The organism is Brevibacterium sp. W7.2 (genome assembly GCF_018137945.1).
In the GTDB taxonomy this organism is placed as follows: domain Bacteria; phylum Actinomycetota; class Actinomycetes; order Actinomycetales; family Brevibacteriaceae; genus Brevibacterium; species Brevibacterium sanguinis.
Map to the genome: position 1 here is coordinate 3273227 of NZ_CP073089.1, position 26636 is coordinate 3299862.

The following is a 26636-nucleotide window of genomic DNA, read 5'->3' on the forward strand; positions in this document are numbered from 1 at the left end:
AATGGTCCAAGAACCGCACAGCGAACGCGAACACCACAATGTGATCAAATCAAAAACTCGTTAATGTTTCTCCCGCACACACCAACCCGTTAATGGGTTGTGTGAGTGATCGGCGTATTAGTACCAGTCAACTCCACACCTTACAGTGCTTCCATACCCGGCCTATCAACCCAGTGTTCTCCTGGGCACCTCCCCCCAATAGGGATGGAAATCTCATCTCGGAGCAGGCTTCCCGCTTAGATGCTTTCAGCGGTTATCCTTCCCGAACGTAGCCAACCAGCCATGCACCTGGCGGTACAACTGGCACACCAGAGGTTCGTCCGTCCCGGTCCTCTCGTACTAAGGACAGCCCTCCACAAATTTCCTACGCACGCAGCGGATAGGGACCGAACTGTCTCACGACGTTCTAAACCCAGCTCGCGTACCGCTTTAATGGGCGAACAGCCCAACCCTTGGGACCGACTCCAGCCCCAGGATGCGACGAGCCGACATCGAGGTGCCAAACCATGCCGTCGATATGGACTCTTGGGCAAGATCAGCCTGTTATCCCCGAGGTACCTTTTATCCGTTGAGCGACCACGCTTCCACAAGCCATGGCCGGGTCACTAGTCCCAGCTTTCGCTCCTGCTCGACACGTCCGTCTCACAGTCAAGCTCCCTTGTGCACTTACACTCGACACCTGATTGCCAACCAGGCTGAGGGAACCTTTGGGCGCCTCCGTTACTCTTTAGGAGGCAACCGCCCCAGTTAAACTACCCATCAGGCACTGTCCCTGAACCCGATCAGGGTCCGAAGTTAAGGAATCCAGAATGGTCAGAGTGGTATTTCACTTGCCGACTCCACCCGATCTGGCGACCAGGCTTCAACATCTCCCACCTATCCTACACAAACCACACCGAAGCCCAATACCAAACTATAGTGAAGGTCTCGGGGTCTTTCCGTCCTGCTGCGCGTAACGAGCATCTTTACTCGTAATGCAATTTCGCCGAGTTCGTGGTTGAGACAGCAGAGAAGTCGTTACGCCATTCGTGCAGGTCGGAACTTACCCGACAAGGAATTTCGCTACCTTAGGATGGTTATAGTTACCACCGCCGTTTACTGGGGCTTAAATTCTCCGCTTCACCCTTACGGGTTAACGGGTCCTCTTAACCTTCCAGCACCGGGCAGGCGTCAGTCCGTATACATCGACTTACATCTTCGCACGGACCTGTGTTTTTAATAAACAGTCGCTTCTCTCTGGCCTCTGCGACCACCACCAGCTCCACACCGCGTGGGTGTTTCACCAGGATGGCCCCCCTTCTCCCGAAGTTACGGGGGCATTTTGCCGAGTTCCTTAACCACGATTCTCTCGATCACCTTAGTATTCTCTACCTGACCACCTGTGTCGGTTATAGGGTACGGGCAACACACACCCTCACGTCGATGCTTTTCTCGGCAGCAGAGGATCACCAGATCACCCCACCATTGTGGGGCGCCCATCAGCTCTCACACTCGTGTGGGGACGGATTTGCCTACCCCCACGTGCTACGACCTTAGACCACGACAACCATCGCGTGGCCTGGCTACCTTTCTGCGTCACACCTCACGCTGACCGACTCCACACTCAGGTCCTCGCCCACAATGCCAACCAGGCACCCGAAGGCACCACGGGCACGCGGGGGAGTTAGTGTCATGTGTTTTGGTATTGTCGGTTGTGTGTCGGTACCAGAATATCAACTGGTTGTCCATCGACTACGCCTGTCGGCCTCGCCTTAGGTCCCGACTTACCCAGGGCGGATTAGCCTAGCCCTGGAACCCTTGGTCATCCGGTGGACGGGTTTCTCACCCGTCTTTCGCTACTCATGCCTGCATTCTCACTCGTGACGCCTCCACCACTCGTTCACACGGCGACTTCACTGGCGACACGACGCTCCCCTACCCAACACCACACCATTACGGCTATCTGTGGTGCTGCCACAACTTCGGCGGTGTACTTAGCCCCGCTACATTATCGGCGCTCAATCACTTGACCAGTGAGCTATTACGCACTCTTTCAAGGGTGGCTGCTTCTAAGCCAACCTCCTGGTTGTCTTCGCAACTGAACATCCTTTCCCACTCAGCACACGCTTAGGGGCCTTAGTTGATGGTCTGGGCTGTTTCCCTCTCGACAATGAAGCTTATCCCCCACTGTCTCACTGCCACGCTGAACCTTACCGGCATTCGGAGTTTAGTTGACGTCAGTAACCCGGTGGGGCCCATCAGCCATCCAGTAGCTCTACCTCCGGCAAGAACCACGCAACGCTGCACCTAAATGCATTTCGGGGAGAACCAGCTATCACAGAGTTTGATTGGCCTTTCACCCCTAACCACAGGTCATCCCCTCCATTTTCAACTGAAGTGGGTGCGGGCCTCCACAACATCTTACTGCTGCTTCACCCTGCCCATGGCTAGATCACTCCGCTTCGGGTCTAGGACACGCGACTGATATCGCCCTGTTCGGACTCGCTTTCGCTACGGCTACCCCACACGGGTTAACCTCGCCACGCACCGCTAACTCGCAGGCTCATTCTTCAAAAGGCACGCCATCACCACAACCAATGGTGGCTCTGACGGATTGTAAGCACATGGTTTCAGGTACTCTTTCACTCCCCTCCCGGGGTACTTTTCACCATTCCCTCACGGTACTGATCCGCTATCGGTCATCAGGAAGTATTTAGCCTTACCAGGTGGTCCTGGCAGATTCACACGGAATTCCACGAGTTCCGTGCTACTCGGGGACATGCATCACACCGGGGTGACCTGTTTCGTCTACGGGACTCTCACCCACTGCGGTCCTGTTTCCCACCAGGTTCGACTACAGATCACACACATCAGCGTCTCGGTCATGCTGAACCGAACACACACACCCCACAACACCCAAACAGCAACACCAGCACGCTCTCACACTGTCAGGGTTTAGGCTCATCCAGTTTCGCTCGCCACTACTCCCGGAATCATTCTTATTTTCTCTTCCTACGGGTACTGAGATGTTTCACTTCCCCGCGTTCCCTCCACACACCCTATATATTCAGATGCGGGTCACCACACTCACATGTGGCGGGGTTTCCCCATTCGGACATCCTCGGATCACAGCCCGTTTATCGGCTCCCCGAGGCTTATCGCAGATTTCCACGTCCTTCATCGGCTCCTGATGCCAAGGCATCCACCATGCGCTCTTACACACTCACACACCACCCGATCCGGGTCGGTTATGTGTGTGTGCGCGAAAATATCACACTAAGAATTTTTGACTCAAAGAAAATCACACTACACACCAGCCAAAAGGCTGGTGCTTGATGCTCGCGTCCACTATACGATTCTCAAACCACTACCAAACACCACCCCACACCAGGCAGCAGTACTGCCAGCAGCGGGTTGGGTTGGGGCCTGTGGAACCACACTTGCGGTTCCAGGACCCAACAGCGTGCTCGTTCTATCCGCCACCCACACCACCGTCACCCGAGGCACATCACCCCGACAACGCTGGTTGGACGAGCGACAAATGTGATGTTCCACCCTTGAGCAGCCCACCCGAACCACGATCGGGTTCTGATCGGTGGGCACCATACTGGTGTGCTCCTTAGAAAGGAGGTGATCCAGCCGCACCTTCCGGTACGGCTACCTTGTTACGACTTAGTCCCAATCACCAGTCCCACCTTAGACGGCCCCCTCCAGAAAACTGGTTAGGCCACCGGCTTCGGGTGTTACCGACTTTCGTGACTTGACGGGCGGTGTGTACAAGGCCCGGGAACGTATTCACCGCAGCGTTGCTGATCTGCGATTACTAGCGACTCCGACTTCACGTAGTCGAATTGCAGACTACGATCCGAACTGAGACTGGCTTTAAGGGATTCGCTGACCCTCACGGGTTCGCTTCTCTTTGTACCAGCCATTGTAGCATGCGTGAAGCCCAAGACATAAAGGGCATGATGATTTGACGTCATCCCCACCTTCCTCCGAGTTGACCCCGGCAGTCTCCTATGAGTTCCCACCATCACGTGCTGGCAACATAGAACGAGGGTTGCGCTCGTTGCGGGACTTAACCCAACATCTCACGACACGAGCTGACGACAACCATGCACCACCTGTACACCAACCCCAAAGGGGAAGACCTGTTTCCAGGCCGGTCTGGTGTATGTCAAGCCTTGGTAAGGTTCTTCGCGTTGCATCGAATTAATCCGCATGCTCCGCCGCTTGTGCGGGCCCCCGTCAATTCCTTTGAGTTTTAGCCTTGCGACCGTACTCCCCAGGCGGGGCACTTAATGCGTTAGCTACGGCGCGGAGAACGTGGAATGTCCCCCACACCTAGTGCCCAACGTTTACGGCATGGACTACCAGGGTATCTAATCCTGTTCGCTCCCCATGCTTTCGCTCCTCAGTGTCAGTTACAGCCCAGAGTCCCGCCTTCGCCACCGGTGTTCCTCCTGATATCTGCGCATTTCACCGCTACACCAGGAATTCCAGACTCCCCTACTGCACTCTAGTCAGCCCGTACCCACTGCAGGCGCAACGTTAAGCGTTGCGTTTCCACAGCAGACGTGACCAACCACCTACGAGCTCTTTACGCCCAATAATTCCGGACAACGCTCGTACCCTACGTATTACCGCGGCTGCTGGCACGTAGTTAGCCGGTACTTCTTCTGCAGGTACCGTCACTTTCGCTTCTTCCCTGCTGAAAGCGGTTTACAACCCGAAGGCCGTCATCCCGCACGCTGCGTCGCTGCATCAGGGTTTCCCCCATTGTGCAATATTCCCCACTGCTGCCTCCCGTAGGAGTCTGGGCCGTGTCTCAGTCCCAGTGTGGCCGGTCGCCCTCTCAGGCCGGCTACCCGTCGTCGTCTTGGTGAGCCATTACCTCACCAACAAACTGATAGGCCGCGAGCCCATCCCCAACCGAAAAAACTTTCCACCCACCCTCATGCGAGGACAGGTCGTATCCAGTATTAGACCCAGTTTCCCGGGCTTATCCCGAAGTCAGGGGCAGGTTACTCACGTGTTACTCACCCGTTCGCCACTCATCCACCCCAGCAAGCTGGGGCTTCAGCGTTCGACTTGCATGTGTTAAGCACGCAGCCAGCGTTCGTCCTGAGCCAGGATCAAACTCTCCATAAAAAACTTCTTATTTCAGTGATCCCGGCAAGACAGTCACCACGCCCACGGGGGTGGACACGGTGACCCATCCACAACCATGACGGTTGTGTGGTTGTCTTACCAGAAAAAATTTTCTGGCATCACATTGTTCAAACAAACACGCTATTGGATTCTCAAACCACAAACACACACCCAACCATCACACGAAATGTTTTCCGCGTGATCAACCGGGGGCATCCACAGGCTGCCCGCACTCACTTCCAACCGTGTTGTGACCCACCGCATCAAACCCTTGTTTGTGCTGGTCACACCCGGTGGGGACACCCTTTGACCGTGGTGTTCCCGGTGAGGCGAACGAGATATAACTCTAGACCACCGCAGAGGCTGCCCGCAACTCGTTGACCCGGATTCGGCCTGTGACAACCGTCACCGCTGAAAACACGCGGGATACGGTGGCCTCATGAGCGATCCTGCGGAACCACTGGCCCACCCTCCCATCGCGGTCATCGCCGGCGCATCCGGGTTCGTCGGCCGCTCGCTCCTCGGTCCGCTCGAGGAATGGGGCTACCGGGTGCGCACGATCGGGCGCGGTGCGTCAGCGGACACCACATGGGAGGACCCTGCTGGCATCGCCGCAGCGGTCGATGGAGCCGATCTGCTCATCAACCTCGCCGGCCGCAGCGTCGGATGTCGGTACAACGACCGCAACCGGAACGAGATCTGGAACTCCCGCATCCTCACGACCCGAGCACTCCACAACGCAGTCACCGCCGCCTCGGCGCCGCCGCGACTGTGGATCAACGCGAGCACGGCGACGATCTACCGGCACGCCACCGATCGCCCGCAGACCGAATCGACCGGCGAGATCGGGGCGGGCTTCTCCGTCGACGTCGCGACCGGCTGGGAGGCTGAGCTCTTCCGCGGCGATCTGCCGCGCACTCGGCGCGTGGCCGCGCGGATGGCGATCGTCCTCGGTGACGGCGCGGCGCTGACCATGCTCGCGACGGCCGCCCGCTTCGGTGCTGGCGGACCTCAGCTCGAGGGCCGCTGGTTCGGGCATCGGCGCTACCGGGGAATCGGCCCGACCCCGTCGGGACCGACGGTTTGGCGGGGACACGAGCCGACCCATGGTCATCAGCGCTTCAGTTGGATTCACATCGAGGACCTCATCGCCGCTATCCGGTTCATCGATGCGCACCCGGAGCTCTCGGGTCCGATCAACCTCGCGAGCCCCGGCGTCTCGGACAACAGGGCACTCATGGCAGCGCTGCGGCGAGCCGTGCGGATGCCGATCGGGATTCCCGCGCCGCGGTGGCTGCTCGAAACCGGAATGCTCGTCCTCCAGCAGGAGTCCGAACTCGTCCTCAAGAGCCGGTGGGTGCTGCCCGAGAAGCTCGAAGCCGCCGGCTTCGACTTCCGCTGGACCGACGTCGGGGCCGCAGTGAAGAGTCTGCTGCGCTGATGACGGGGCGAGGCGATAGCGCTCGACTCAGGGACGCGCTTCCCATTCCGACGGTTCACTGAGGAGGACCTCCCCGAGGGTCGCACGCAGCTCGGCGACGACCTCGGCGCCGATCCGCTCGTCGAGCCACGCATCGAAGCGATCGATGACCCGCCCGGCGATCTCGACCCCTTTCCACCCCGCCTCGGTCAGGCGCACGAGTCGCGCCCGCCCGTCGTCCGGGTCGGGCACCACCTCGACATAGCCGAGCCGCTCGAGGTGGCGGACCTGCTCCCCCATCGCCTGCTTCGTCATCCGCGCCCGCTGCGCAAGCACCGAGGCCCGAGTCCCCTCGGGGTCGATGACGAGGAACAGCGGGGCGTGCGCGGAGCGGATTCCGGTCAGCCCTGCCTCGGCGAGGGCGTCGTCCAATCCGGCGAGCAGATGCTGTGCGGTCGCGGCGAGCAGGGAGCCGAGCGGCAGCGGCCGATCCTGCAGTGGATTAGTAAGGCTCTTGACCATCTCAGCGAGACCTCCTAACGTGATAACAGTCAAGCACCTTACCATCTCGGCTGGCATCGGAAGAGGACTGCTCATGGAATCGATGGATCACCCGCGCCTCATCGGCGGCTGGATCTGGACCGCGCTCGGACTCGGAGCCCTCGTCTGGGGACTGTTCCTCGGGAGACCGCCGGGACCCGTCGTCATCGCGCTCTCGACCCTGACGGTCATCGCCGCCGTGGCCGCGCTGACCGGGCACGCGTGGGCACGGTGGCTCGCCGGACGGCTCCTCGGCGTCGCACTCGGCATCGAGCTCGTCCTCTCGGTCGCCGATCGCTTCGGAGTCCTCGACGCACCGGGTGAGCCGGGCGTCTCGTGGGGAAGCTGGGGCGCCTTCACGACGTACACCGGGATCCTTCTGCCGTGGGCACCGGACGCCCTCGTCACAGGCGCGGCCGTCATGGCCACTCTCGCCGAGGTCGGCCTCGGCGTCATGCTCATTCTCGGCCCGCAGTGGCGCTGGGCCGGCAAACTCACCGCCGGAATGCTTCTGTGCTACCTCATCGCGATGCTCGCCACCGTCGGCTTCGGCGAAGTCGCCCGCTACGGAGTCGTCATCCAGATCGGGGCCGCCCTGCTCGTCTCGGCCCGTGGGGCGCGCCCGCGGTCAGCGGATCGCGGTCAGCCGGCGGCCGCCTCGGCGGGATAGGGCGCGGCCACGCACTCGGTGCAGCGGGGCTGACGACCGGCCGCGGTGCACTCCGCACACCGCAGATACTGCTTGCGGCAGGCGGGGTCGGCGCAGTTGACGAACTCCGGAGTCGACTCCCCGCATGCGACGCAGCGGCCGATCGATTCGGCGCCGGCACCGAACTCGACGTGCATGCGCTTGTCGAAGACGTAGAGCGAACCGTCCCAGTACCCCGAGTTGCCGAACGTCTCGCCGTAGCGGACGATGCCGCCGTCGAGCTGGTAGACCTCGTTGAACCCGCGGTTCCTCATGAGCACGGACAGCACCTCGCAGCGGATGCCGCCGGTGCAGTAGGTGACGACGGGCCTGTCCTTGAGGTCGTCGTACTTGCCGGATTCGATCTCGGCGATGAAGTCGCGCGTCGTCTCCGTGTCGGGCACGATCGCGTCCCGGAACTTCCCGATCTGCGCCTCCATCGCGTTGCGTCCGTCGAAGAAGACGACCTCGTCGCCGCGCTCGTCCATGAGCTTGTGCAGAGCGCCGGGTTTGAGGTGGGTTCCCCCGCCCTGGACGCCGTCGGCAGTCACCGTGATCTCGTCGTCGGTTCCGAACGTCACGAGTTCGGGGCGGACCTTGACGCTCAGCCGCGGGAAGTCATCGCCCTGCCCGTTCGACCATTTGATGTCGGCACCCCGGAACGGCTCGTACGACTTCGTCGCCCGCACATAGGCCTTGACCTCGCCGATGTCACCGCCGAGCGTCGCGTTGATCCCGTGCTCCGAGATGATCACGCGTCCCTTGAGCCCGAGGCTCTCGGCGAGGGTGTGCTGCCAGAGCCGGACGGCCTCGGGGTCGGGCAGCGGCGTGAAGACATAGAAGAGCACGATCTTGGGAGTGGCCATGGCCCCCATTCTATTTCGCGGCCCGGTTCCCCTGCCACAGCGGAGGTCGTCACCCTGTCAGCGGACCTCACCGCAGCCGTCTTCGCCGAGGTGGCGCACCGTGACAGCGTCACCGAAGCATGCGTCGATGCCCTCGCCGAGGCGGCCCCTCCCCCGGGCGGGCGCGCGGGACGAACCCGGCCCGGATAAGATGGACGCTGAGCTCCGTGTCGTACGAAAGGGCCACCCAGAGGACATGTCTGAAAACCTCATCTCCGCGAACTCCGAGTCTGCTCGCGCGGACGATGCCCAGGAGGTCGATCAGACCTCGAAGAAGGTCAAGGAGACGGTCGAGTTCGCCACCGCGAACCCCGACGTCGACCAGCCGTTCGCCGAACTCGGCCTCAAAGCCGACGAATACGCCCGGATCAGGGAGATCCTCGGTCGTCGCCCCACCTCGGCGGAATTGGCGATGTACTCCGTCATGTGGTCCGAGCACTGCTCGTACAAGTCCTCGAAGGTCCACCTGTCGAAGTTCGGTGACTACGTCACCGACGACATGAAGAAGCACCTGCTCGTGGGCATCGGCGAGAACGCCGGCGTCGTCGACATCGGCGACGGCTGGGCGGTGACCTTCAAGGTCGAGTCGCACAACCACCCGAGCTACGTCGAACCCCACCAGGGCGCGGCCACCGGCGTCGGCGGCATCGTCCGCGACATCATCTCGATGGGCGCCCGCCCCGTGGCCGTGATGGATCAGCTGCGCTTCGGCGCGATCGACCACCCCGACACCTCCCGCGTCGTCCACGGCGTCGTCGCCGGCATCAGCCAGTACGGCAACTCCCTCGGCCTGCCCAACATCGGCGGCGAGACCGTCTTCGACTCCGTCTACCAGGGCAATCCCCTGGTCAACGCCCTGGCCGTCGGCGTTCTCCGGCACGAGGACATCCGCCTGGCCAACGCCTCCGGCAAGGGCAACAAGGTCGTCCTCTTCGGCGCCCGCACCGGCGGCGACGGCATCGGCGGAGCCTCGATCCTCGCCTCCGAATCGTTCGACGACACGAAGCCCTCGAAGCGGCCCGCCGTCCAGGTGGGCGACCCCTTCGCGGAGAAGGTCCTCATCGAATGCTGCCTCGAGCTCTTCCGCGCCGGCGTCGTCGAGGGCATCCAGGACCTCGGCGCCGCGGGCATCAGCTGCGCGACCTCCGAGCTCGCCTCGAACGGTGACGGCGGCATGCACATCGCCCTCGACGACGTGTTGCTGCGCGATGACACCCTCACCCCCGAAGAGATCCTCATGTCCGAGTCGCAGGAGCGGATGATGGCCGTCGTCCGGCCCGACCGCCTCGACGACTTCATGAAGATCGTCGAGAAGTGGGATGTCGAGACCTCCGTCCTCGGCGAGGTCACCGACACCGGTCGCCTCATCATCGAATGGCACGGCGACGTCATCGTCGATGTGCCCCCGCGCTCGGTCGCCCACGACGGACCCGTCTACAACCGTCCGATGACCGAGCCCTCCTGGACCGCCGAGGTGGCCGCGAACTCCGTCGAGACCGCCGGCCTGGTCACGCCCACCACCGATGACGAGCTGCGGGCGACCGTGCTCGAGCTCGCGGCCGCGCCGAACCTCGCGTCGAAGGAGTGGATCACCACCCAGTACGACCGCTACGTCCAGGGCAACACCGCCCAGGCCTTCCCCGACGACGCCGGCGTCATCCGCGTCGACGAGGAGTCCGGCCTCGGTGTCGCCATCGCGACGGACGCCAACGGCCGCTACGGCTACCTCGACCCGGCCCGCGGCGCCCAGCTGGCGCTGGCCGAGGCCTACCGCAACGTCGCCACCGCAGGGGCCATCCCCCGCGCGGTCACCGACTGCCTCAACTTCGGTTCGCCCGAGGACCCGGAGATCATGTGGCAGTTCGCCGCCGCAGTCGAAGGCCTCGCCGAGGCGTGCCAGGACCTGGGCATCCCCGTGACCGGCGGCAACGTGTCGCTGTACAACCAGACCGGCGGCGTGGCCATCCACCCGACCCCGGTCGTCGGTGTGCTCGGCGTCTTCGACGACGTCGCCCGTCGCACCCCGAGCGGCTGGAGCGAGCCGGGTCAGACGATCTACCTGCTCGGCACCACAGCGGCCGAACTCGACGGTTCGGCGTGGGCCGATGTCACAGCCGGCCACCTCGGCGGCGTTCCCCCGCAGTACAAGCCGGAGGCCGAACGCGAACTCGGTGAGATCCTCATCAACTCCTCGCGCGACGGCATGGTCGATGCCGCCCACGACCTCTCAGAAGGCGGCCTGTCCCAGGCGCTCGTCGAGGCGAGCCTGCGGTTCGACACCGGGGCGCGCATCTGGCTCGACGAACTCTGCGAACGCGACGGCATCGACGTCTTCACCGCCCTGTTCTCCGAGTCGACGGCACGGGCGATCGTCGCCGTGCCGCGGTCGGAGGAGGTCCGGTTCAAGGACATGTGCACCGCCCGCGGCTTCCCGTTCATCCGCATCGGCATGACCGACACGGGCGACGGTGAGCCGCAGCTCGAGCTCGTCGATCACTTCTCGATCGGTCTGAACGAACTCCGCGACGCGCACGAGAAGACCCTGCCGGAGCACTTCGGCTGAGGTGAGATCGGCAGCGGCCGGCCCGCTGGGCTGAGCAGGGTTCGGCCCTCTGCGCTGAGCAGCGGCCAGCCCTCTGCGCTGGGCAAGGTTCGGCCTCGGGGCTGAGCAGCGAAGGAGCCGCGTGGTCATCCACGCGGCTCCTTCGTGTCTGCCTGGGACCCTTCCGGGCTCGGCGGCGACTGCTGTTCAGTGCCGCGGGCGACGCGGCGGGTCGCCGGCTCCATGCTGGCCGTCATTCCAGCGGTTGTCGTAGTGTCGGCCGTCCGCGTAGGGCTGACCTGCTGAGTTCGGGCCGGACGTCTGCCGGGAGCCGTAGGCTTCGTGCGCGCCCGAATACTGCGCGTCATACGGATACTGGGCGCCTTGGTTCGGGGCGCCCGCGTATAGGGCACCCGAATGCTGTCCGCCGTAGTTCGGTGCCCCCGGGGGCTGACCTCCGTAGTTCGGGGCTCCCGGGTGCTGACCGCCCGAATGCTGTCCGCCCGAGAACTGGTCACCCCAGCTCTGCGCTCCCGGATACTGCGTTCCCGCGAACTGCGCTCCCGAATACTGACCGCCCGCCGCCGGTCCCGGCTGCAGCCGTCGACGCTCTCCGAGGGCCGGCTGAGCGACGACGGGCACCGACCCGCCGCGCAGGCGACCGCAGACGTGGAGCAGTCCGAGCGCGGCGAAGAACAGGAGAAGCGAGAGCACCTGCGGGACGATTGCAGCGACGCCGAAGGCCGGTGCCTGGAGAGTGATGACGTACTGGGTGACGGCGACGACGAAGGCGGAGACGACAGCGAGACCGACGGCGACGAGGTGGACCCACCACGACCGGTTGCGGACGATGTTCCAGGCGATGAGCAGAGCGGCGGTCACGACCATCGAGAAGGCGGCGAAGACGAACGAGAACAGCGAGTAGTCCATGTTCATCCGATAGACGTACTCCGTGATCAGCCGCGACAGCACCGGCGGCACCGTCATGCCGAGGATGACGGCGACGAGATAGATGCCGCCGCCGATCATCCGTCGCACCCAACTCGTGTTGCGCACGAGGAGGAAAGCGAGAACCCCGACGAGGCAGGCGATGATGCCGGCGATGAGCACCACCACAGAATAGATCGCGGCGAGATCCGGGAGCCCGTCCGCGATCGACGTCGAATAGAGGAACGGCAGCATGATGATCGCCGGCAGTCGGTCGATGAGGATCGACACCCAGAACACGATCCGCGCGCGCCATCCGGGGTCGACGGCGGCCGACGCCGCTGCCGGGCGCTGCCCTCCCTGGGACCACGGCCGCTGCCCTCCCTGGGACCATTGGTCGCCGGGACCTGTTCCGGGCTGATGCTCCGGCACGTGACCGGGAACTCCGACATTGCGCACATACGGCTGGCCGCGGTTCTCGGGCGGCATCGGGCCGGGCCACTGCTCACTCATGCCGCCACTCTATGCGCACATGGGGTTCCGAGGCGGCAGATCACCGGAAAACTCTAGGCCCCGGTGCCGAGCTCCTCGTCGAGGCAGTCGGTGAGCGTGGGCTGCGCGAACTGATACCCGGTCTCCTCGAGCTTCGTCGGCATGACCTTCTGGTCGGCGAGCGCAAGCTCCCTGGCGCCGTCGCGTCCGAGGACGAGTTCGGTGACGAATCCCGGCGTCGGGATCACCGCGGGGCGGTGCAGGTGGGCGGCGAGCGCCTCGGCGAACTCCTTCTGCGTGACCAGATGCGGGGCCACCGCGTTGACCGGACCCCGCACATAGTCGGTCAGCGCCGCATGGACGTAGGACCGGGCAAGGTCATCGAGCGAGACCCACGCCAGCCCCTGATCACCGCTGCCCAGCCGACCCCCGGCACCGGCGAGATAGAGCGGCGCCTGCACCCTGAGGAACCCGCCGAGGGTGGTCAGCGCGATGCCCGACCGGATCGAGACCCAGCGGATGCCCGCCTCCTCGACGCTCGCCGCCGCAGCCTCCCAGTCCCGGCACAGCTCGGCGAGGAACCCCTCGCCGAAGGGCGCGGACTCATCGACCGGGCGCTGCGCCTCGGCGCCGTAGGCCCCGACGGCCGACGCACAGACGAACACCTCCGGCCGCTTCGCCTCCGGCAGCGCCTTCATCGTCTCCGCGAGCAGCATCGTCGAATCGAGGCGGGAGGAGCGGATCTCCTCCTTGGCCTTCTTCGTGAACCGGGTCGCGATCGACTTCCCGCCGAGGTGGACGACGGCATCGGCCCACGCGAGGTCGCGGGGGTTGATGATCCCGAGCTCGGGATCCCAGTGCACTTCGTACTCGAACTTCGGGGTCCGCCGGACGAGGAGGCGGACGAAGTGGCCGGCGGTCGAGAACAGCGCGGCGACCTGCCGACCGACGAGCCCGCTGCCGCCGCCGATGAGGATGTGCTTGGGCGTGCTCGACCGCAGCAGCGGCGCGTTCATCCGCTCGAGGAACGCGAAGTCCATGAGGAGCCTGCGCTGGCGGGCCTCGAACGTCGCCTGCAGATAGTGGCTCATCGCGCGGTCGATGGTCTCGAACCCCTGGGGCGTCATCGAGAACTCGATGGTGTCGGAGATCTGCGAGCCGCCGGCCTCCGAGGTGAACTCATGGGTGTGCTTCCACTGGCTCAGCGGACCCTTCATGAGCTCGTCGACGAAGGAGAAGCGCGAGGGCCCCTCGGAGTGCACCGCGGTGAACGGGCGCCGCACGAGTCCGTAGCTGCCGGGCAGGCTCGCCTTGATCTGGGCGACCGACCCGGGCGCGAGCGGCGGATAGCCCTCCTCGACGATCTCCTGTGCCCAGTGCGGTGAGACGCGGGTCAGCGCTCCGGGTCGTGCGTGCCAGTCGTATGTGGTCTCGGCGGCGAGCGGGACTTCCGAGGTCCACTCGAACTTGGTCATGGCTTCCCTCCTGTTCCTTCCGATGATGCCACCCCAAGCTCAAAGTGCGATCCACAACGCGCGGAATGGTGAGTGAATGGGAAGCGGCCGGCGACCTCACCGTCGCGGCGACGCCATCACCGGCCGCATCCCTGCCTCATTCGGCGGGGATCTTCCCGTAGCGGAACGCCGACCAGAAGTCACCGCGCACGTACCCGGTCTCGACCACCGGGTCGAAGTCCCAGTGCCGGACCCGACCGATCCGCAGCGCATCGGCGACGAGCTGCCGGCTCCGCTGGGAACCGAGCACGTGCTCTTCGACCTGGCTGAGGTCATAGCGCGCGGCGATCTCCGCCCGCAGCCGCGTGTGGACGTCCGCGTAGGCGGGATCGGCGGCCCGGGTGTCGAGTTCGTCGGGGTCGGAGTCGAGGTCGAAGAGCAGGTCGGGGTCGCCGGGGCACACGGTGAGCTTGAGCGGTCCGCGGACGATCGTCACCTGCGGTCGGCGGGTGCCTTCGGCGAAGTACTCGATGACGATGTCGCGCTCCGCCGGACCCGACTCCCCCGCCGTCTCCCGGCGCGCCGTCTCGAGGAGGGAGATCCCGCTCAGCCCCTCATCGACGTCGCTCACCCGCACCCGCGGCACGGCCGCGACGTCATCGGCGTCCGCGGACTGCGCGGCCCCTTCGCCGCCGGGGTCCCGCCCCGCCGGGTCGCCGGCGAGCGCCCCGGTGCGCGCGATCTCGAGCATCGTCGGGGCGAGGTCGATGAGCGAGACCGGCGTCGTGTACCGTCCGGGGGCGACCACCTCGGCGGGCCCGGAGATGATGAGCGGGACGCGGGCGGACTGCTCGTACGGGGACATCTTGTACCACAGCCCCTTCTCCCCGAGCATGTCCCCGTGATCGCTGACGACGATGACCACGGTGTTCTCGGCCAGGCCCAGCTCCGCCAACCGAGACGTGATCCGTCCGATGTGGTCATCGACATAGCTCACCGCGGCGAAGTACGCGCGCCGGGCCCGCCGGACCTCCTCGAGCGTCGGCTCCCTCTCGTCGAATCCGCACATCGTCCGCAGCCGGTGGGTGTGCGGGTCGGAGGCCGCGTCGGGGACGGTGGGGTGGGCCGGGTCGGGGATGGCCGCCTCGGCGAAGCGGTCCCAGTGCTCCCGGGGCGGCTCGTACGGGTCGTGCGGGTGGATGAACGAGGTGACCATGAGGAACGGGCGGTCCTCCCCCGCCGCCTGGTTCGCCCGCTTCCGATCGCTGAGGTGGCGCAGGGTGCGGAAGAGCACCTCGTCGTCGAAGTCCTGCTGGACGTTCGCCGTGGCCGCACCGGCGGTGAACACGGGATCGGCGGAGTGGTACCACTGGAGACGTTCCGCCAGCGGCCGGGTCCAGTCGGGGACCATGTCGAGGTCGGCCGGGTAGACGTCGGTCGTCAGCCTCTCCTCGAAGCCGTGGTGCTGGTCGGGGCCGATGAAGTGCATCCGGCCGATGAGCGCGGTGTGGTAGCCGAGCTTGCGGAGCCGGTGGGCGAACGTCGGCACCGAGGCGGCGAAGTCGTCGCCGTTGTCGAGGCAGTCGATCTCCGAGGGCAGGCGCCCGGTCATCATCGCCGCCCGGGACGGCGCGCAGAGCGGGGTCGCGCAGTAGGCGCGGTCGAAGACGGCGCCGGCGGCGGCGAGCGCGTCGATGTTGGGGGTGCGGGCGGCATCGCTGCCGTAGGCGCCGAGGGCGTCGGCCGCCATCTGGTCGGCCTGGATGACGACGATGTTGGGCGGTTGCATACTGGGGTCACGTCCTTGTGTGTCAGGGCGCGACCGTCCGCGGGCGCGCCGGATCTAGGGTGGCGGTGAAGCCTGAGTGAAAGGGGTGCGTGATGAGCTCATGCTGCGGTCCGTCGAGAACATCGCCGTCCGCTGCCGGTGCGCCGCGGCAGACCCCATCCGAGGTGGGCGTTCGCGCAGAAGAAACCCCCGCCGAGGTGGCTGTGCCGGGCCGGAATGCGACCGAACGCGCGGGGCTCATCGACGACGCGGGGCTCATCGCGAGTCTCGCCGCCTCCGCACCGAAGGACCTGCGCCTCATCGGACTGCCCGGCGGCACGTTCCGCATGGGCAGCGAGGACGCCCTCGCCTACCCCGCCGACGGTGAGGGTCCCGTGCGTGCGGTCGCCGTCGCCCCGTTCGCGATCGCCGCGACCACGGTCACCGTCGCCTCCTTCGCCGCGTTCGTCCTCGCCACCGGGCACCGCACGGAGGCGGAGGTCCACGGCGATTCGCTCGTCTTCGCCGGTCATCTCGCCGAGGCGGTACGCGCACAGTCCCCGGCCGTGGCCGCGACCCCGTGGTGGCGTCAGGTCGCAGGCGCCACATGGCTGCACCCGGCAGGTCCCGGCGCCCCCGGGCCCGGCGCCCCCGGGCCCGGTGCTTCCGGACCCGATGCCCCTGAGTCCAGTGTCGCTGAGTCCGGTGTCGCTGGGCGCACCGGCGGAGCAGCCGCGGTGGGACGGGTGGAGGGTCATGGGCCCATCGTCGCACTCCCCGACCATCCCGTCACGCATGTGACGCGACGTGACGCCGAGGCCTACGCCGCGTGGGTCGGCGCCCGCCTGCCGACCGAGGCCGAATGGGAGTACGCCGCCCGCGGCGGACTCGACCAGCAGCCCTACCCGTGGGGGTCGGACCGCGAACCGGGCGGTGTCCCGCGGATGAAGACCTTCGTCGGCACCTTCCCCGACGGTCCCACCGAACCGGTCGGCACCGTCGCCGCCGATGCCTTCGCACCCAACGGCTTCGGGCTGCACAACATGACCGGCAATGTCTGGGAGTGGACGAGCGGGGTCGTCGCACCTCACGACGACCGCGCCGTCCTGCGCGGCGGCTCCCACCTGTGCCACGCCTCCTACTGCCGCCGGTACCGCACCTCGGCGCGCACCGCGGTCACCCCCGACACGTCACTCGCGCACACGGGGTTCCGACTCGCCCTCACTCTCTGAACGATCCGCCCGGTGCAGGCGGCCGAACCCGGCGGCCCACCCGGCGCGGCGCCGGTCGTCGACGTCTGCGGCGATGCCGTTGACGACAATTCGTATGCGCCGTGCATATAATTGCCCGCATGACCTCACAGCACACGCCGGCCGTCGAGGCCGCGATCAGCGAATGGCACGCGGCGGTGAACTCGGGTGACCGCGCCCGCTGCGTCCGAGCCGTCGGAGACCCCATCGTCGTCCTCGGCCCCAAGGGCGCTGGCCCGATCACCCCGGCGGAGTTCGCCGATTGGGTGGACCGCTCCGGCATCCGGATGACCCCGCGATCTTGGCACCCGATCAGCGAGCGCCTCATGGTCGTCGAGCAGGAGGCGACGTGGCCGCAGAACCCGACTCCGACCCGGGTGGCCACCGTCTTCCGCACCAGCGATGCCGCACGGGGCTCCGTCGTCACCGCGGCGCTCCGTCAGCCGAATCTCCGGTCAGCTCTCGACCTTGCCTTCATCTGCCGGGAGATGGCGGCCACCGACCACACCGCCGACCCGCTCGCATGAGCGCCGACCATCCCGGTCGGGCGCTGTTCGCGTTCGTCCGTCGCTTCGGACAGCTGCCCGGCCATGAGGCCGCCACGGCGGCGCAGGGCCGACTCGCCCTCGTCGCCGAGGCGGTCGATGCCCTGACGTCGCGCGGTGCCGATGCCACGGTCAACGCGGTGGCATCGCACCTCGGAATCGATCAGTCCGGGGCTTCGCGCCTGCTGAGAACGGCGACCGAGGCAGGTATCGTGCGCACCGCAGTCTCCTCCGCCGACGGGCGACGGCGCACCTCGGTCCTCACTCCCGCTGGGGAGTCGATGCTCGCCGAGGCGCTCGCCTGGCAGGATGAGATGCTCGCTCGTCTCACCGCGCAGTGGCCCGATGACCGCCGGGCAGGCTTCATCGCCGACCTCGGCGAGATCGTCGCCGAGGCGGACCGCCTCGGACTCTGACGCTGCCTGAGGAGATCGCAGCGGTCAGGGCGCCCTCGTTGACCACCGTGGCGGCGCCGGCGCCTCAGTCACGCGGACGGGCCTCCGGCTCACCCCCGGTCTCCACGGCACCGCTGAGGCGGGACCCGGCAGTCGCCTCGGTGGGGTCGGAGTCGGACCCGGCGGCCGCCTCGGCGGGGATGTCCGTCTCACTGTCCGATGAGTCCGCGGACTCCGGGGTCCACCCGTCGGCCCACTGGCCGGTCTCGTAGTCGTAGCCGACGGGTGCGCCGTCCTCGTCGGTGCGCTGGTACCAGTCGGTGTAGTCCTCGTGCTCGGAGTCGATGTCGCCGTTGGCCCCGTCCCCGGGTTCGGTCGGGACGACGTGGAGGGCGAAGTTGTCGCCGTAGGTCTCCGCTCCGGCGACGACGGCGTTGTCGACCGCGTTCTGCGCGTATTTGCGGCGCAGGGCGATCGGGTCGGTGCGCAGCTCCTTCACCCACGCGACGATGATGAGGATCATGACAAGGGCGAACGGCACGGCGGTGACGATGACGAGCTGCTGGAGGCCTTCGAGGGCGCTCGCGTTGCCGAGGAGGAGCATGACGACGGCGATGCCCGACATGACGAGGCCCCAGAACACGACGACCCACTTCTTCGGCGTCTGGTCGCCGCGGCTCGTGAGCATGCCCATGACCACCGACGCGGAGTCGGCGGAGGTGATGAAGAAGATCGCGAGGACGACGATCGCGACGGCCGGCAGCCAGCCGATGCCCGGCAGATTGCCGATGAGGGTGAAGAACACCTCGGGGGCCTCCATCGTCTCGGTGAACCCGGCCGCGCCCTCCCGGTACATCCAGATCGACGTGCCGCCCATGATGCCGTACGCGACGAAGAGGAGGGTCGAGGGGATGAAGATCGTGCCGAGGATGAACTGGCGGATGCTGCGGCCGCGGGAGATCCGGGCGATGAACGTGCCGACGAACGGCGACCACGAGATCCACCACGCCCAGTAGTAGACGGTCCACACCGATTGGAACTCCTGCGTCTCCGATCCCCACGACAGGGACCGGCCCATGAGGTCGAAGAACGAGCCGAGGTACTCCATGAGCGCCGAGGGCAGCAGGTTGAGGAGGAAGAGGGTGGGGCCGAGGAAGAGGACGAGCGCGACGATGCCGACCGTGAGGACGATGTTGATCGACGAGAGGTAGCGGATGCCGCGGGAGACGCCGGAGACCGCGGAGATGATGAAGCCCACGGTGAGGATGCAGATGATGATGACGAGCATCGTGTTCGTCATCGGGCCGGCCCCGGACACGATCGTCACACCGGTGCCGATCTGCATCGCGGCGATGCCGAGTGCGGCCGCGGTCCCGAAGAGGGTGGCGACGATCGCGAAGATGTCGACGAGGCGGCCGGCGAAGCCCTCGGTCTGGCGCTTGCCGAAGAGGCTGCGGAAGATCGAGGAGAGGAGGAGAGAACGGCCGCGGCGGTAGGCGGCGTAGGCGATCGCCCCGCCGACGAGGGCGTACATCGCCCACGCGTGGAAGCCCCAGTGGTAGTAGGTCTGGGCCATCGAGCCGTGGAGGGCTTCGATGGTCTCCGGGTCGTTCGTCAGCGGCGGTGGGGTGATGAAGTAGGTGAGCGGCTCGGAGGGGCCGAAGAAGAGGACGCCGATGCCGATGCCGGCGGCGAAGAGCATCGCGACCCACGCGAACGTGCTGAACTCCGCCTTCTCCCCGTCCTTGCCCAACGGGATCCGCCCGTACGGCGAGAACGCGATGATGAGGAGGGCGACGAGAACGACGATCGCGACGAGGTTGAAGAACCAGCCGACGTTGAGCGTCGACCAGTCGAAGGCGGCCTTCGCGACGGTGGAGACGCTGCCGGGGTCGGCGATGCCCCAGATGACGAACGCGACGGTGAGGCCGCCGGCGATCGCGAAGATCACCTTGTCGATCGAGTACCGGCGCCGCTGTTCGTCGATCGCGATGCCCGGCACGAGGATCGGGTGGATGTCATGCGGGTACTGCGTCGACGCCTCCCCGCCCATACCGTCCGCCGGCGCCGAGGTGGTTCCGCCTGCCGGTTTGGGCCGTGCGTAGTCGAGGGCGCCGAGGCCCTTGCCGGCATCCCGGCTCACCCGCTTGGCGTCGCGGCCGACCCGTTTGGCGTCGGCTCTGATCCGGTCGCGGGAGGCACGGCGGGCCGGGGTGCGCAGCGACAAAGAGTGCTCGGGGGCCGCGTCGGTGGGCGTGGTGTCGGGCGTGGCGTGACGGTCGTCGGTCGAGTCGCGGGACAAGACGATGGGCCTTTCTCAGTGGTCGGTCTCGGTGACGGGAGGTGGAGGTGGTCCGGTGGTGGGCTGTGATCCGGTGGTGGGTCTGCTCTGCGGCAGCGCGTTCGGCAGCTCAGCTCGGCGGGTCAGCGGAGTTCGGGGGCGCAGCAGAGCTGGTCGCCGGAGTCGTGGCCGGCGGGGAGGAATACGGCGCTCCGGCGCACTTCGTCTGCGTGGGGCGGTGTCGAGCGGTCAGGGGTCTCCACCGCTCGAGCAGATGCCTGCCGGCTCCCGCCGCTGCGGGGATTGCCGTTGCGGGGGCTGCCGATACGGCCGATGCCGCTGCCGGGATTGCGGCTGCCAGGATGGCGTTTCCGGGGTCGTTCGACCACGGCGGTGTGATCTCGAGCTCCTGGAACTGCCCATGGTGTGGGAGATTAACAGCTTCTGCGAACCATCTCAAAGGGACATCGTCATCCAGCGAAACGGCAATCACTCCTGCCGGAATGCAGCGCGCACTCCTGCCTGAATGCAACGCGCGCTCCTGCCGGAATGCAGTGCGCTCCGCTGACCGGCACGGTCGGTGATGGAAACCGTGCTGGTCAGCGGAGCGTCAGTCGAGCGCTGCGTCGAACCTCGATCGAGCCCGCGGAACCTCAGGCGAGCGCTGCGCCGAAACTCAAGTGAGCGCTGCGTCGAACCTCAGTTGAGGAGCGCGCGATCGCCGAGCGAGGCGCCCTTGAGCTTCGAGAACTCCCCGAGCAGGGCCTCGACCGTCAGCGTCTTCTTCTTCTCGGCGTCGGCTTCGTAGATGATGCGGCCCTCGTGCATCATGATGAGCCGGTTGCCGAGCGAGATCGCCTGCTCCATGTTGTGGGTGACCATGAGCGTCGTCAGCCCGTCGGCGGCGACGATCTTCTCCGTCAGCTCCGTCACGAGTGCCGCCCGCTGCGGGTCGAGGGCAGCGGTGTGCTCGTCGAGGAGGAGGATCCGCGGCTGCGTGAATCCGGCCATGAGGAGGCTGAGCGCCTGCCGCTGCCCACCGGAGAGCAGCCCGACCTTCGTCTTCAGGCGGTTCTCCAACCCGAGTTCGAGGGTCGCGAGTTCGGTCCGGAAGCGCTCCCGCCGCGCCGAGGTGGTCCCCCGCCCCAGCCCCCGGGACCGTCCGCGCTTGAGCGCGAGCGAGAGGTTCTGCTCGATCGTCAGGTCGGGTGCGGTCCCGGCCATCGGATCCTGGAACACGCGCCCGAGGTAGGCGGCCCGGCGATATTCGGGCTTCTTCGCCACCTCGGCGCTGTCGATCGTGATCGACCCGGAATCGATGGGCAGTCGACCGGAGATCGTGTTGAGCAGGGTCGATTTGCCCGCCCCGTTCGACCCGATGACGGTGACGAAATCGGATTCGGCGAGGGTGAGCGAGAGGTTCTGCAGCGCTTTGCGCTCGTTGACGGTGCCGGGGAAGAAGGTCTTCGAGATCGCGTCGATCGTCAGCATGGCTCAGCCTTCCTTCACGGTCGAGGAGCGCGGACCGGCAGTCCCCGCGGAGACGCCACCCTGTGCGGCATGGACGACGGCCGGATCGTCGGTCGTGCCCTCGGGCAGCTTCGCCGGAGCCCGGTTGCCGCGCGAGCGCAGGGACGGGATCCGCTTGAGGAAGCCCCACCGCGGCAGCAGGAGCGCGACGATGACGAGGAGCGCGGTCGTGAGCTTCATGTCATCGGTGTTGAGGCCCGCGCGCAGCGCGAGGAAGATGATGATGCGGTAGATGACCGATCCGAGGATCGCGCCGAGGCTGGCCATGACGATGTTCCGGTTGCCGAAGATCGCCTGGCCGAGGATGACCGAGGCGAGACCGACGAGGATGAGGCCGATGCCCATGCTGATGTCGGCGAACCCCTGATACTGCGCGATGAGCGCGCCGCAGAGGGCGACGAGTCCGTTCGACAGCGCGAGCGTGAGCATCGTCGTGTTGTCGGTGTTGACGCCGAGGCTGCGGATCATCTCGCGGTTGTTGCCGGTGGCCTGGATGGCGAGTCCGAGGTCGGTGGTGAGGAACCAGTCGACGAGGAACTTGAGCACGAGGACGAAGGCGATGAGGATCGCGATCGACACCCACGTCCCCAGCCACATGTTCGCCCGCAGCGGGGTGAAGACGGTGTCCTCGCGCAGCAGGGAGAGGTTGGCCTGTCCCATGATCCGCAGGTTGATCGACCACAGGCCGATCATCGTGAGGATGCCGGCGAGCAGTCCGTCGATGCCGCCCTTCGTGTGGAGGAGGCCGGTGATGAACCCGGCGATGAGGCCGGCGCCGACGGCGGCGAGCGTCGCGAGGAACGGGTTGACCCCGGCGATGATGAGGGAGGCCGCGGTGGCGCCTCCCGTGGTGAAGCTTCCGTCGACGGTGAGGTCGGGGAAGTTGAGGACCTTGAAGGTGAGGTAGACACCCAAGGCCATGGCTGCGTAGATGAGCCCGAGCTCCAGCGCTCCGTACATTGCTGTCCGATCAGATCGTCAGGGCATCGCCCTGGTTGCCGTGCCACCCGGGGACTCGTCCCGGGCGCTGCGCAGGCGACTCACGCCGCCTGCGGTTGGTGAGAGGGTTGGTGGGAGGGAACACGACGCGGGTCTGCGGTGAGCACTCACCGCAGACCCGCCTCGGCGTCATTCGATGACTTTGTCGGCTTCGTCGATGAGGTTCTGCGGGATCTCGACGCCCTGCTTCTTCGCCGCTTCGGGGTTGACGACGAGTTCGAGGGTCTCGCTCGTCTCGACCGGCATGTCCGCCGGCGTCGCCCCGTCCTGGAGGATCTGCAGCGCCATCGCGCCGGTCTGCTCGCCGAGCTTCGTGTAGTCGATGCCGCGGGTGATCGCCGCGCCCTGCTCGACCTGTCCGGCCTCGGAGCCGACGAGCAGCGCCTGGTTCTTCTCAGCGGCCTGGACCATCGTCGTCACAGCCGAGACGACGTTGTTGTCGGTGGGCACGTAGTAGGCGTCGACCTTGCCGAGGGAGTCGACGGCCTGGCCGAGCTCGCTCGAGTTCGCGATCGTCGCCTCCTTGATCTCGAGCCCCATGCCCTGGGCGGCCTCCTTCGCGAGGTCGACCTGGACCTGCGAGTTGACCTCACCGGAGCTGTAGACGATGCCGACGGTCTTCGCGTCGGGCTTGACGTCCTTGACGAGCTGCAGCTGATCGGCGACCGGGTTGAGGTCGGAGGTGCCGGTGACGTTGCCGCCGGGCGCCTCGTTCGACTGGACGAGGCCGGCCTCGACCGCGTCGGTGACGGCGGTGAAGAGGACGGGCTTGTCGGTGATAGCCTGGGCCGCGGCCTGCGCCGCCGGGGTGGCGACGGCGAGGACGAGGTCGAGGTCGGAGCTCGCGAAGTTCTGCGCGATCGACGTGGCGTTGGCCTGTTCGCCGTTGGCGTTCTGCTCGTCCCAGTCGACTTCGACTCCGGCGTCCTCGAAGGACTTCTTGAACCCGGCGGTCGCCGCGTCGAGGGCCGGGTGCTGGACGAGCTGGGAGATGCCGATGCTGTAGGAGTCCCCGCCGCCCTCACCTCCGCCGCTGTCGCCGCCGGAACATGCCGAGACCGCGGCCATCGAACCGATGGCGACGAGGGCCACGGCCAGTTGCTTGAGACGCATACTTCTCCCCTTTGAAAAATATCGGCCCGGGGCTTGAAGGCTCCGGGGCGAACCGATGACCGCCCCGTCGCTTCGGGGCGGTCGAGCATCAGTCCAACCGTTGACCGACCCCGGGTGTCCTCGGCGTCGAGGACGGGTCGGTGCTGGACGACTGTGATGCTATCAACTCTATTCGGCGCCTCTGACACCAGTAGTCGAAATCACACATCGGGAGACGTTTCGTCTGCAGATCGTTATCTGCACAGCCACGCGTCCGCTCAGGGGGCTACCTCCACGTCCGATCGTCCCAGGACGCGGAGCATCCACGCGAAGTCGAACGCCGTCTCCTTCCACGCGTCGTAGCGTCCCGAGGCACCGCCGTGACCGGCGGCCATCTCGGTGCGCAGCAGCGCATCGGCGCCGACCTCACGCAGCCTGGCGACCCATTTCGCGGGTTCGACGTAGAGGACCCGGGTGTCGTTGAGCGAGGTCACGGCGAGGATCTGCGGGTGGGCCGCCTCGGCGACGTTCTCATAGGGGGTGTACGAGCGCATGTACTCGTAGACCTCCGGATCGTGGAGCGGATCGCCCCACTCCTCCCATTCGATGACGGTGAGCGGGAGTTCGGGCATAAGGATCGAGGTGAGCGCGTCGACGAACGGCACGTGGGCGCTGATGCCCGCGAAGAGCTCGGGCGCCATGTTCGTCACCGCCCCCATGAGGAGCCCGCCGGCCGAGCCCCCGGTGGCGACGAGCCGCTCCGGGGTCGTCCAGCCCTCGGCGATGAGGTGGCGGGCGACGGCGATGAAGTCGGTGAATGTGTTCGTCTTCACCGTGGTCTTGCCCTCGTCGTACCAGTGGCGGCCCATCTCGCCGCCGCCGCGCACGTGCGCGATCGCGTACACGACGCCGCGGTCGAGGAGGGAGAGCCGGGCGACGGAGAAGTACGGGTCGACGCTGATCTCGTACGAGCCGTAGCCGTAGAGGACGAGCGGGGCCGGGGCGCCGAGGCGGCCGTCGGGTCCGACATCGACGAGGTCGGTGCGGTAGACGAGGGAGACGGGGATCTCGGTGCCGTCATCGGCCCGCGCCCAGACGAGGGATTCGCCGTACTGGGCCAGGTCGACGCTGCCGAGCACGGGCTGGCGCTTGAGGACGGTGTCGGCTCCGGTGGCGATGTCGTGCTGGAAGACGACGGCGGGCGTCGACATCGACGTGAACGTCAGGCGGATCGCCGGCTGTTCGAACTCGGGGTTCGGCCCGAGGCCGAGCGTGCCGGTCTCCCGGTCGAAGGGCAGCTCCTCGAGCGGACCGAACGGAGTGCTCGGCGCCCCGGTGAGGGGGACGATGCCGACCCGGGCGAAGCCGCCTCGGCGATAGCTGATGACGATGTACCCGACGAAGGCGTCGACCTCCTCGATGCGCAGGCCGTCGACGTCGACGAGGACGCGGCGGCCGGTCGTCGTCGGGTCGAGGCTCGTGCCGGCGGGGGCGTCGGCGGCGTCGGCGGTCTCCGTGGCGTCGCCGGTCGGGTTCGCGGCGGGCACGTCGATGATGTCGAAGTCGGCGCGGTCGCGGTTGTGGGTGATGAGGAAGCGGTCCTCGTGGTCGATGACGGCGTGTTCGACGGAGTACTCGACGCCGTCGACGCGGGGCCACACCTCGGCCGGGGCCGCCTCGAGGTCGCTCGTCCGCAGCGTCCAGTAGCCGGTCGTCGTCTTCGACCCGGTGACGATGAAGAGGAAGCGCCCGGAGCGGGAGAAGCCGGCGCCGACGAAGAAGCGCTCGTCGGGTTCGTGGAAGATGCAGACGTCGTCGGCGGCATCGGAGCCCACCGCGTGGCGCCACACCTTCTCCGGGCGCCACGCGTCGTCGACGGTGGTGTAGAAGACGAAGCGGCCGGTCGGGTCGATCGAGGCCCCGGCGAAGGTGTTCTCGATGACATCCGGCAGGTCTTCGCCCGTGGCGAGGTCGCGGATGCGCAGAACGTAGCGCTCGTCGCCGGCGGTGTCGACGCCGTAGAGGAGGCGGGCACCGTCATCGGTGAGCGAGAACGTCCCGAGCGAGAAGAAGTCCGAGCCCTGCGCCGCCTCGTTCGAGTCGAAGATGACCTCCTCGCCGGGCAGCGGTGCGTCCCCGACCTCCGGCGGCGTCCAGTCCTGCGAGTCGGCGATCGGCACGCGCACGTGGATGCCGTAGTCGAGTCCGGCCCGGGTCCGCGTGAAGTACCAGTACCCGCCGCGGCGGGTCGGCACCGACATGTCGGTCTCCTTGATGCGGGTCCTGATCTCGGTGAAGATCGCCTCCCGCAGCCCGGCGATGTCGGCCGTCTGCGCCTCGGTCCACGCGTTCTCCGCTTCGAGGTGGGCGATGACCTCGGGAGATTCCTTGTCTCGCAGCCATTCGTAGTCGTCGACGAAGGTGTGCCCGTGATGGGTGCGCTCGTGCGGGACCTTCTTCGCCACCGGCGCCGAGGCGGGGGCGGGGGCCGGGGTGCCCGCGTCGGCCGCGGTCGGGGTTCCTGCGTCGGGGGTCGCGTCGCCCGGTGCGGGAGTCACGGCGTCGGGGGCGGCCGCCTCGGCGGGGGTCGGATCGGGGTGCGGGGAATCGGAAGACGTCATGTGCCCACCCTAGCCACCCGCGCAAGGGGTCCCAACACGAGGGACCGCCGACCCCGG

General features: G+C 66.5%; 16 protein-coding genes and 2 rRNA genes. 6 read left to right on the forward strand and 12 right to left on the reverse strand.

The features are described 5' to 3' along the window. Positions 1–97: 97 nt before the first annotated feature. Positions 98–3208 (reverse strand): 23S ribosomal RNA (locus J9315_RS14765). A gap of 394 nt (positions 3209–3602) precedes the next feature. After that, positions 3603–5130 (reverse strand): 16S ribosomal RNA (locus J9315_RS14770). Together the 16S and 23S rRNA genes form the textbook arrangement of a ribosomal RNA operon. A gap of 439 nt (positions 5131–5569) precedes the next feature. Between J9315_RS14770 and J9315_RS14775 the strand changes: the two genes are divergently transcribed. Further along, the gene (locus J9315_RS14775) at positions 5570–6571 is read left to right on the forward strand and encodes a DUF1731 domain-containing protein (protein ID WP_211978176.1); all 1002 of its coding nucleotides are present in this window, start codon (positions 5570–5572) and stop codon (positions 6569–6571) included. Between the two features lie 27 nt (positions 6572–6598). Here the strand turns inward: J9315_RS14775 and J9315_RS14780 are convergent, their stop codons facing one another. Next, positions 6599–7072: a MarR family transcriptional regulator gene (locus J9315_RS14780; protein ID WP_211978177.1), complete on the reverse strand. Its 474-nt coding sequence runs from the start codon at positions 7070–7072 to the stop codon at positions 6599–6601. Positions 7073–7145: 73 nt separating this feature from the next. On the opposite strand from J9315_RS14780, the gene J9315_RS14785 reads away from it, so the two are divergent. Further along, positions 7146–7760, forward strand: coding sequence for a hypothetical protein (locus tag J9315_RS14785; protein WP_211978178.1), 615 nt, complete (start codon positions 7146–7148; stop codon positions 7758–7760). On the opposite strand, the gene J9315_RS14790 is transcribed toward J9315_RS14785, so the two are convergent. Further along, complete coding sequence (locus J9315_RS14790) at positions 7733–8644, reverse strand: rhodanese-related sulfurtransferase (protein ID WP_211978179.1); 912 nt, start codon at positions 8642–8644, stop codon at positions 7733–7735. The two genes, J9315_RS14785 and J9315_RS14790, sit on opposite strands and share 28 nt — an antisense overlap. Before the next feature lie 235 nt (positions 8645–8879). Between J9315_RS14790 and purL the strand changes: the two genes are divergently transcribed. Beyond that, entirely contained in the window at positions 8880–11246 is a 2367-nt protein-coding gene (purL, locus tag J9315_RS14795) for a phosphoribosylformylglycinamidine synthase subunit PurL (RefSeq protein ID WP_211978180.1), read from the forward strand. 186 nt (positions 11247–11432) lie between these two features. Here purL and J9315_RS14800 read toward each other — a convergent pair whose 3' ends face one another. The 3 genes from J9315_RS14800 to betC form a co-directional block, all read right to left on the reverse strand. Continuing rightward, positions 11433–12665, reverse strand: coding sequence for an ABC transporter permease (locus J9315_RS14800; protein WP_211978181.1), 1233 nt, complete (start codon positions 12663–12665; stop codon positions 11433–11435). Between the two features lie 53 nt (positions 12666–12718). Next, on the reverse strand, positions 12719–14119 hold the full coding sequence (locus tag J9315_RS14805; protein WP_211978182.1) for a TIGR01777 family oxidoreductase: 1401 nt from the start codon (positions 14117–14119) through the stop codon (positions 12719–12721). 136 nt (positions 14120–14255) lie between these two features. After that, on the reverse strand, positions 14256–15887 hold the full coding sequence (gene betC, locus J9315_RS14810) for a choline-sulfatase (RefSeq protein WP_211978183.1): 1632 nt from the start codon (positions 15885–15887) through the stop codon (positions 14256–14258). 164 nt (positions 15888–16051) lie between these two features. On the opposite strand from betC, the gene J9315_RS14815 reads away from it, so the two are divergent. From J9315_RS14815 to J9315_RS14825, 3 genes are all read left to right on the forward strand, one after another. Further along, positions 16052–17098 carry an SUMF1/EgtB/PvdO family nonheme iron enzyme gene (locus J9315_RS14815; RefSeq protein WP_249120921.1) on the forward strand — a complete coding sequence of 349 codons (1047 nt, stop codon included), beginning with the start codon at positions 16052–16054 and terminating at the stop codon, positions 17096–17098. Positions 17099–17217: 119 nt separating this feature from the next. Then, positions 17218–17643, forward strand: a complete 426-nt coding sequence (locus J9315_RS14820; RefSeq protein WP_211978185.1) for a hypothetical protein — start codon at positions 17218–17220, stop codon at positions 17641–17643. Next, positions 17640–18077, forward strand: coding sequence for a MarR family winged helix-turn-helix transcriptional regulator (locus J9315_RS14825; protein ID WP_211978186.1), 438 nt, complete (start codon positions 17640–17642; stop codon positions 18075–18077). The genes J9315_RS14820 and J9315_RS14825 overlap by 4 nt, the downstream gene beginning before the upstream one ends. 64 nt (positions 18078–18141) lie before the next feature. Here J9315_RS14825 and J9315_RS14830 read toward each other — a convergent pair whose 3' ends face one another. The 5 genes from J9315_RS14830 to J9315_RS14850 form a co-directional block, all read right to left on the reverse strand. Further along, entirely contained in the window at positions 18142–20358 is a 2217-nt protein-coding gene (locus tag J9315_RS14830; RefSeq protein ID WP_211978187.1) for a BCCT family transporter, read from the reverse strand. A 678-nt stretch (positions 20359–21036) separates the two neighbouring features. Next, positions 21037–21828, reverse strand: a complete 792-nt coding sequence (locus J9315_RS14835; RefSeq protein WP_198500487.1) for an ABC transporter ATP-binding protein — start codon at positions 21826–21828, stop codon at positions 21037–21039. A gap of 3 nt (positions 21829–21831) precedes the next feature. Then, positions 21832–22827, reverse strand: coding sequence for an ABC transporter permease (locus J9315_RS14840; protein WP_198500486.1), 996 nt, complete (start codon positions 22825–22827; stop codon positions 21832–21834). 168 nt (positions 22828–22995) lie between these two features. Then, positions 22996–23979 (reverse strand): ABC transporter substrate-binding protein, encoded by a 984-nt coding sequence (locus J9315_RS14845; protein ID WP_211978188.1) that lies wholly within the window; start codon positions 23977–23979, stop codon positions 22996–22998. 257 nt (positions 23980–24236) lie between these two features. Then, the gene (locus tag J9315_RS14850) at positions 24237–26579 is read right to left on the reverse strand and encodes a S9 family peptidase (protein ID WP_211978189.1); all 2343 of its coding nucleotides are present in this window, start codon (positions 26577–26579) and stop codon (positions 24237–24239) included. Positions 26580–26636: the final 57 nt, after the last annotated feature.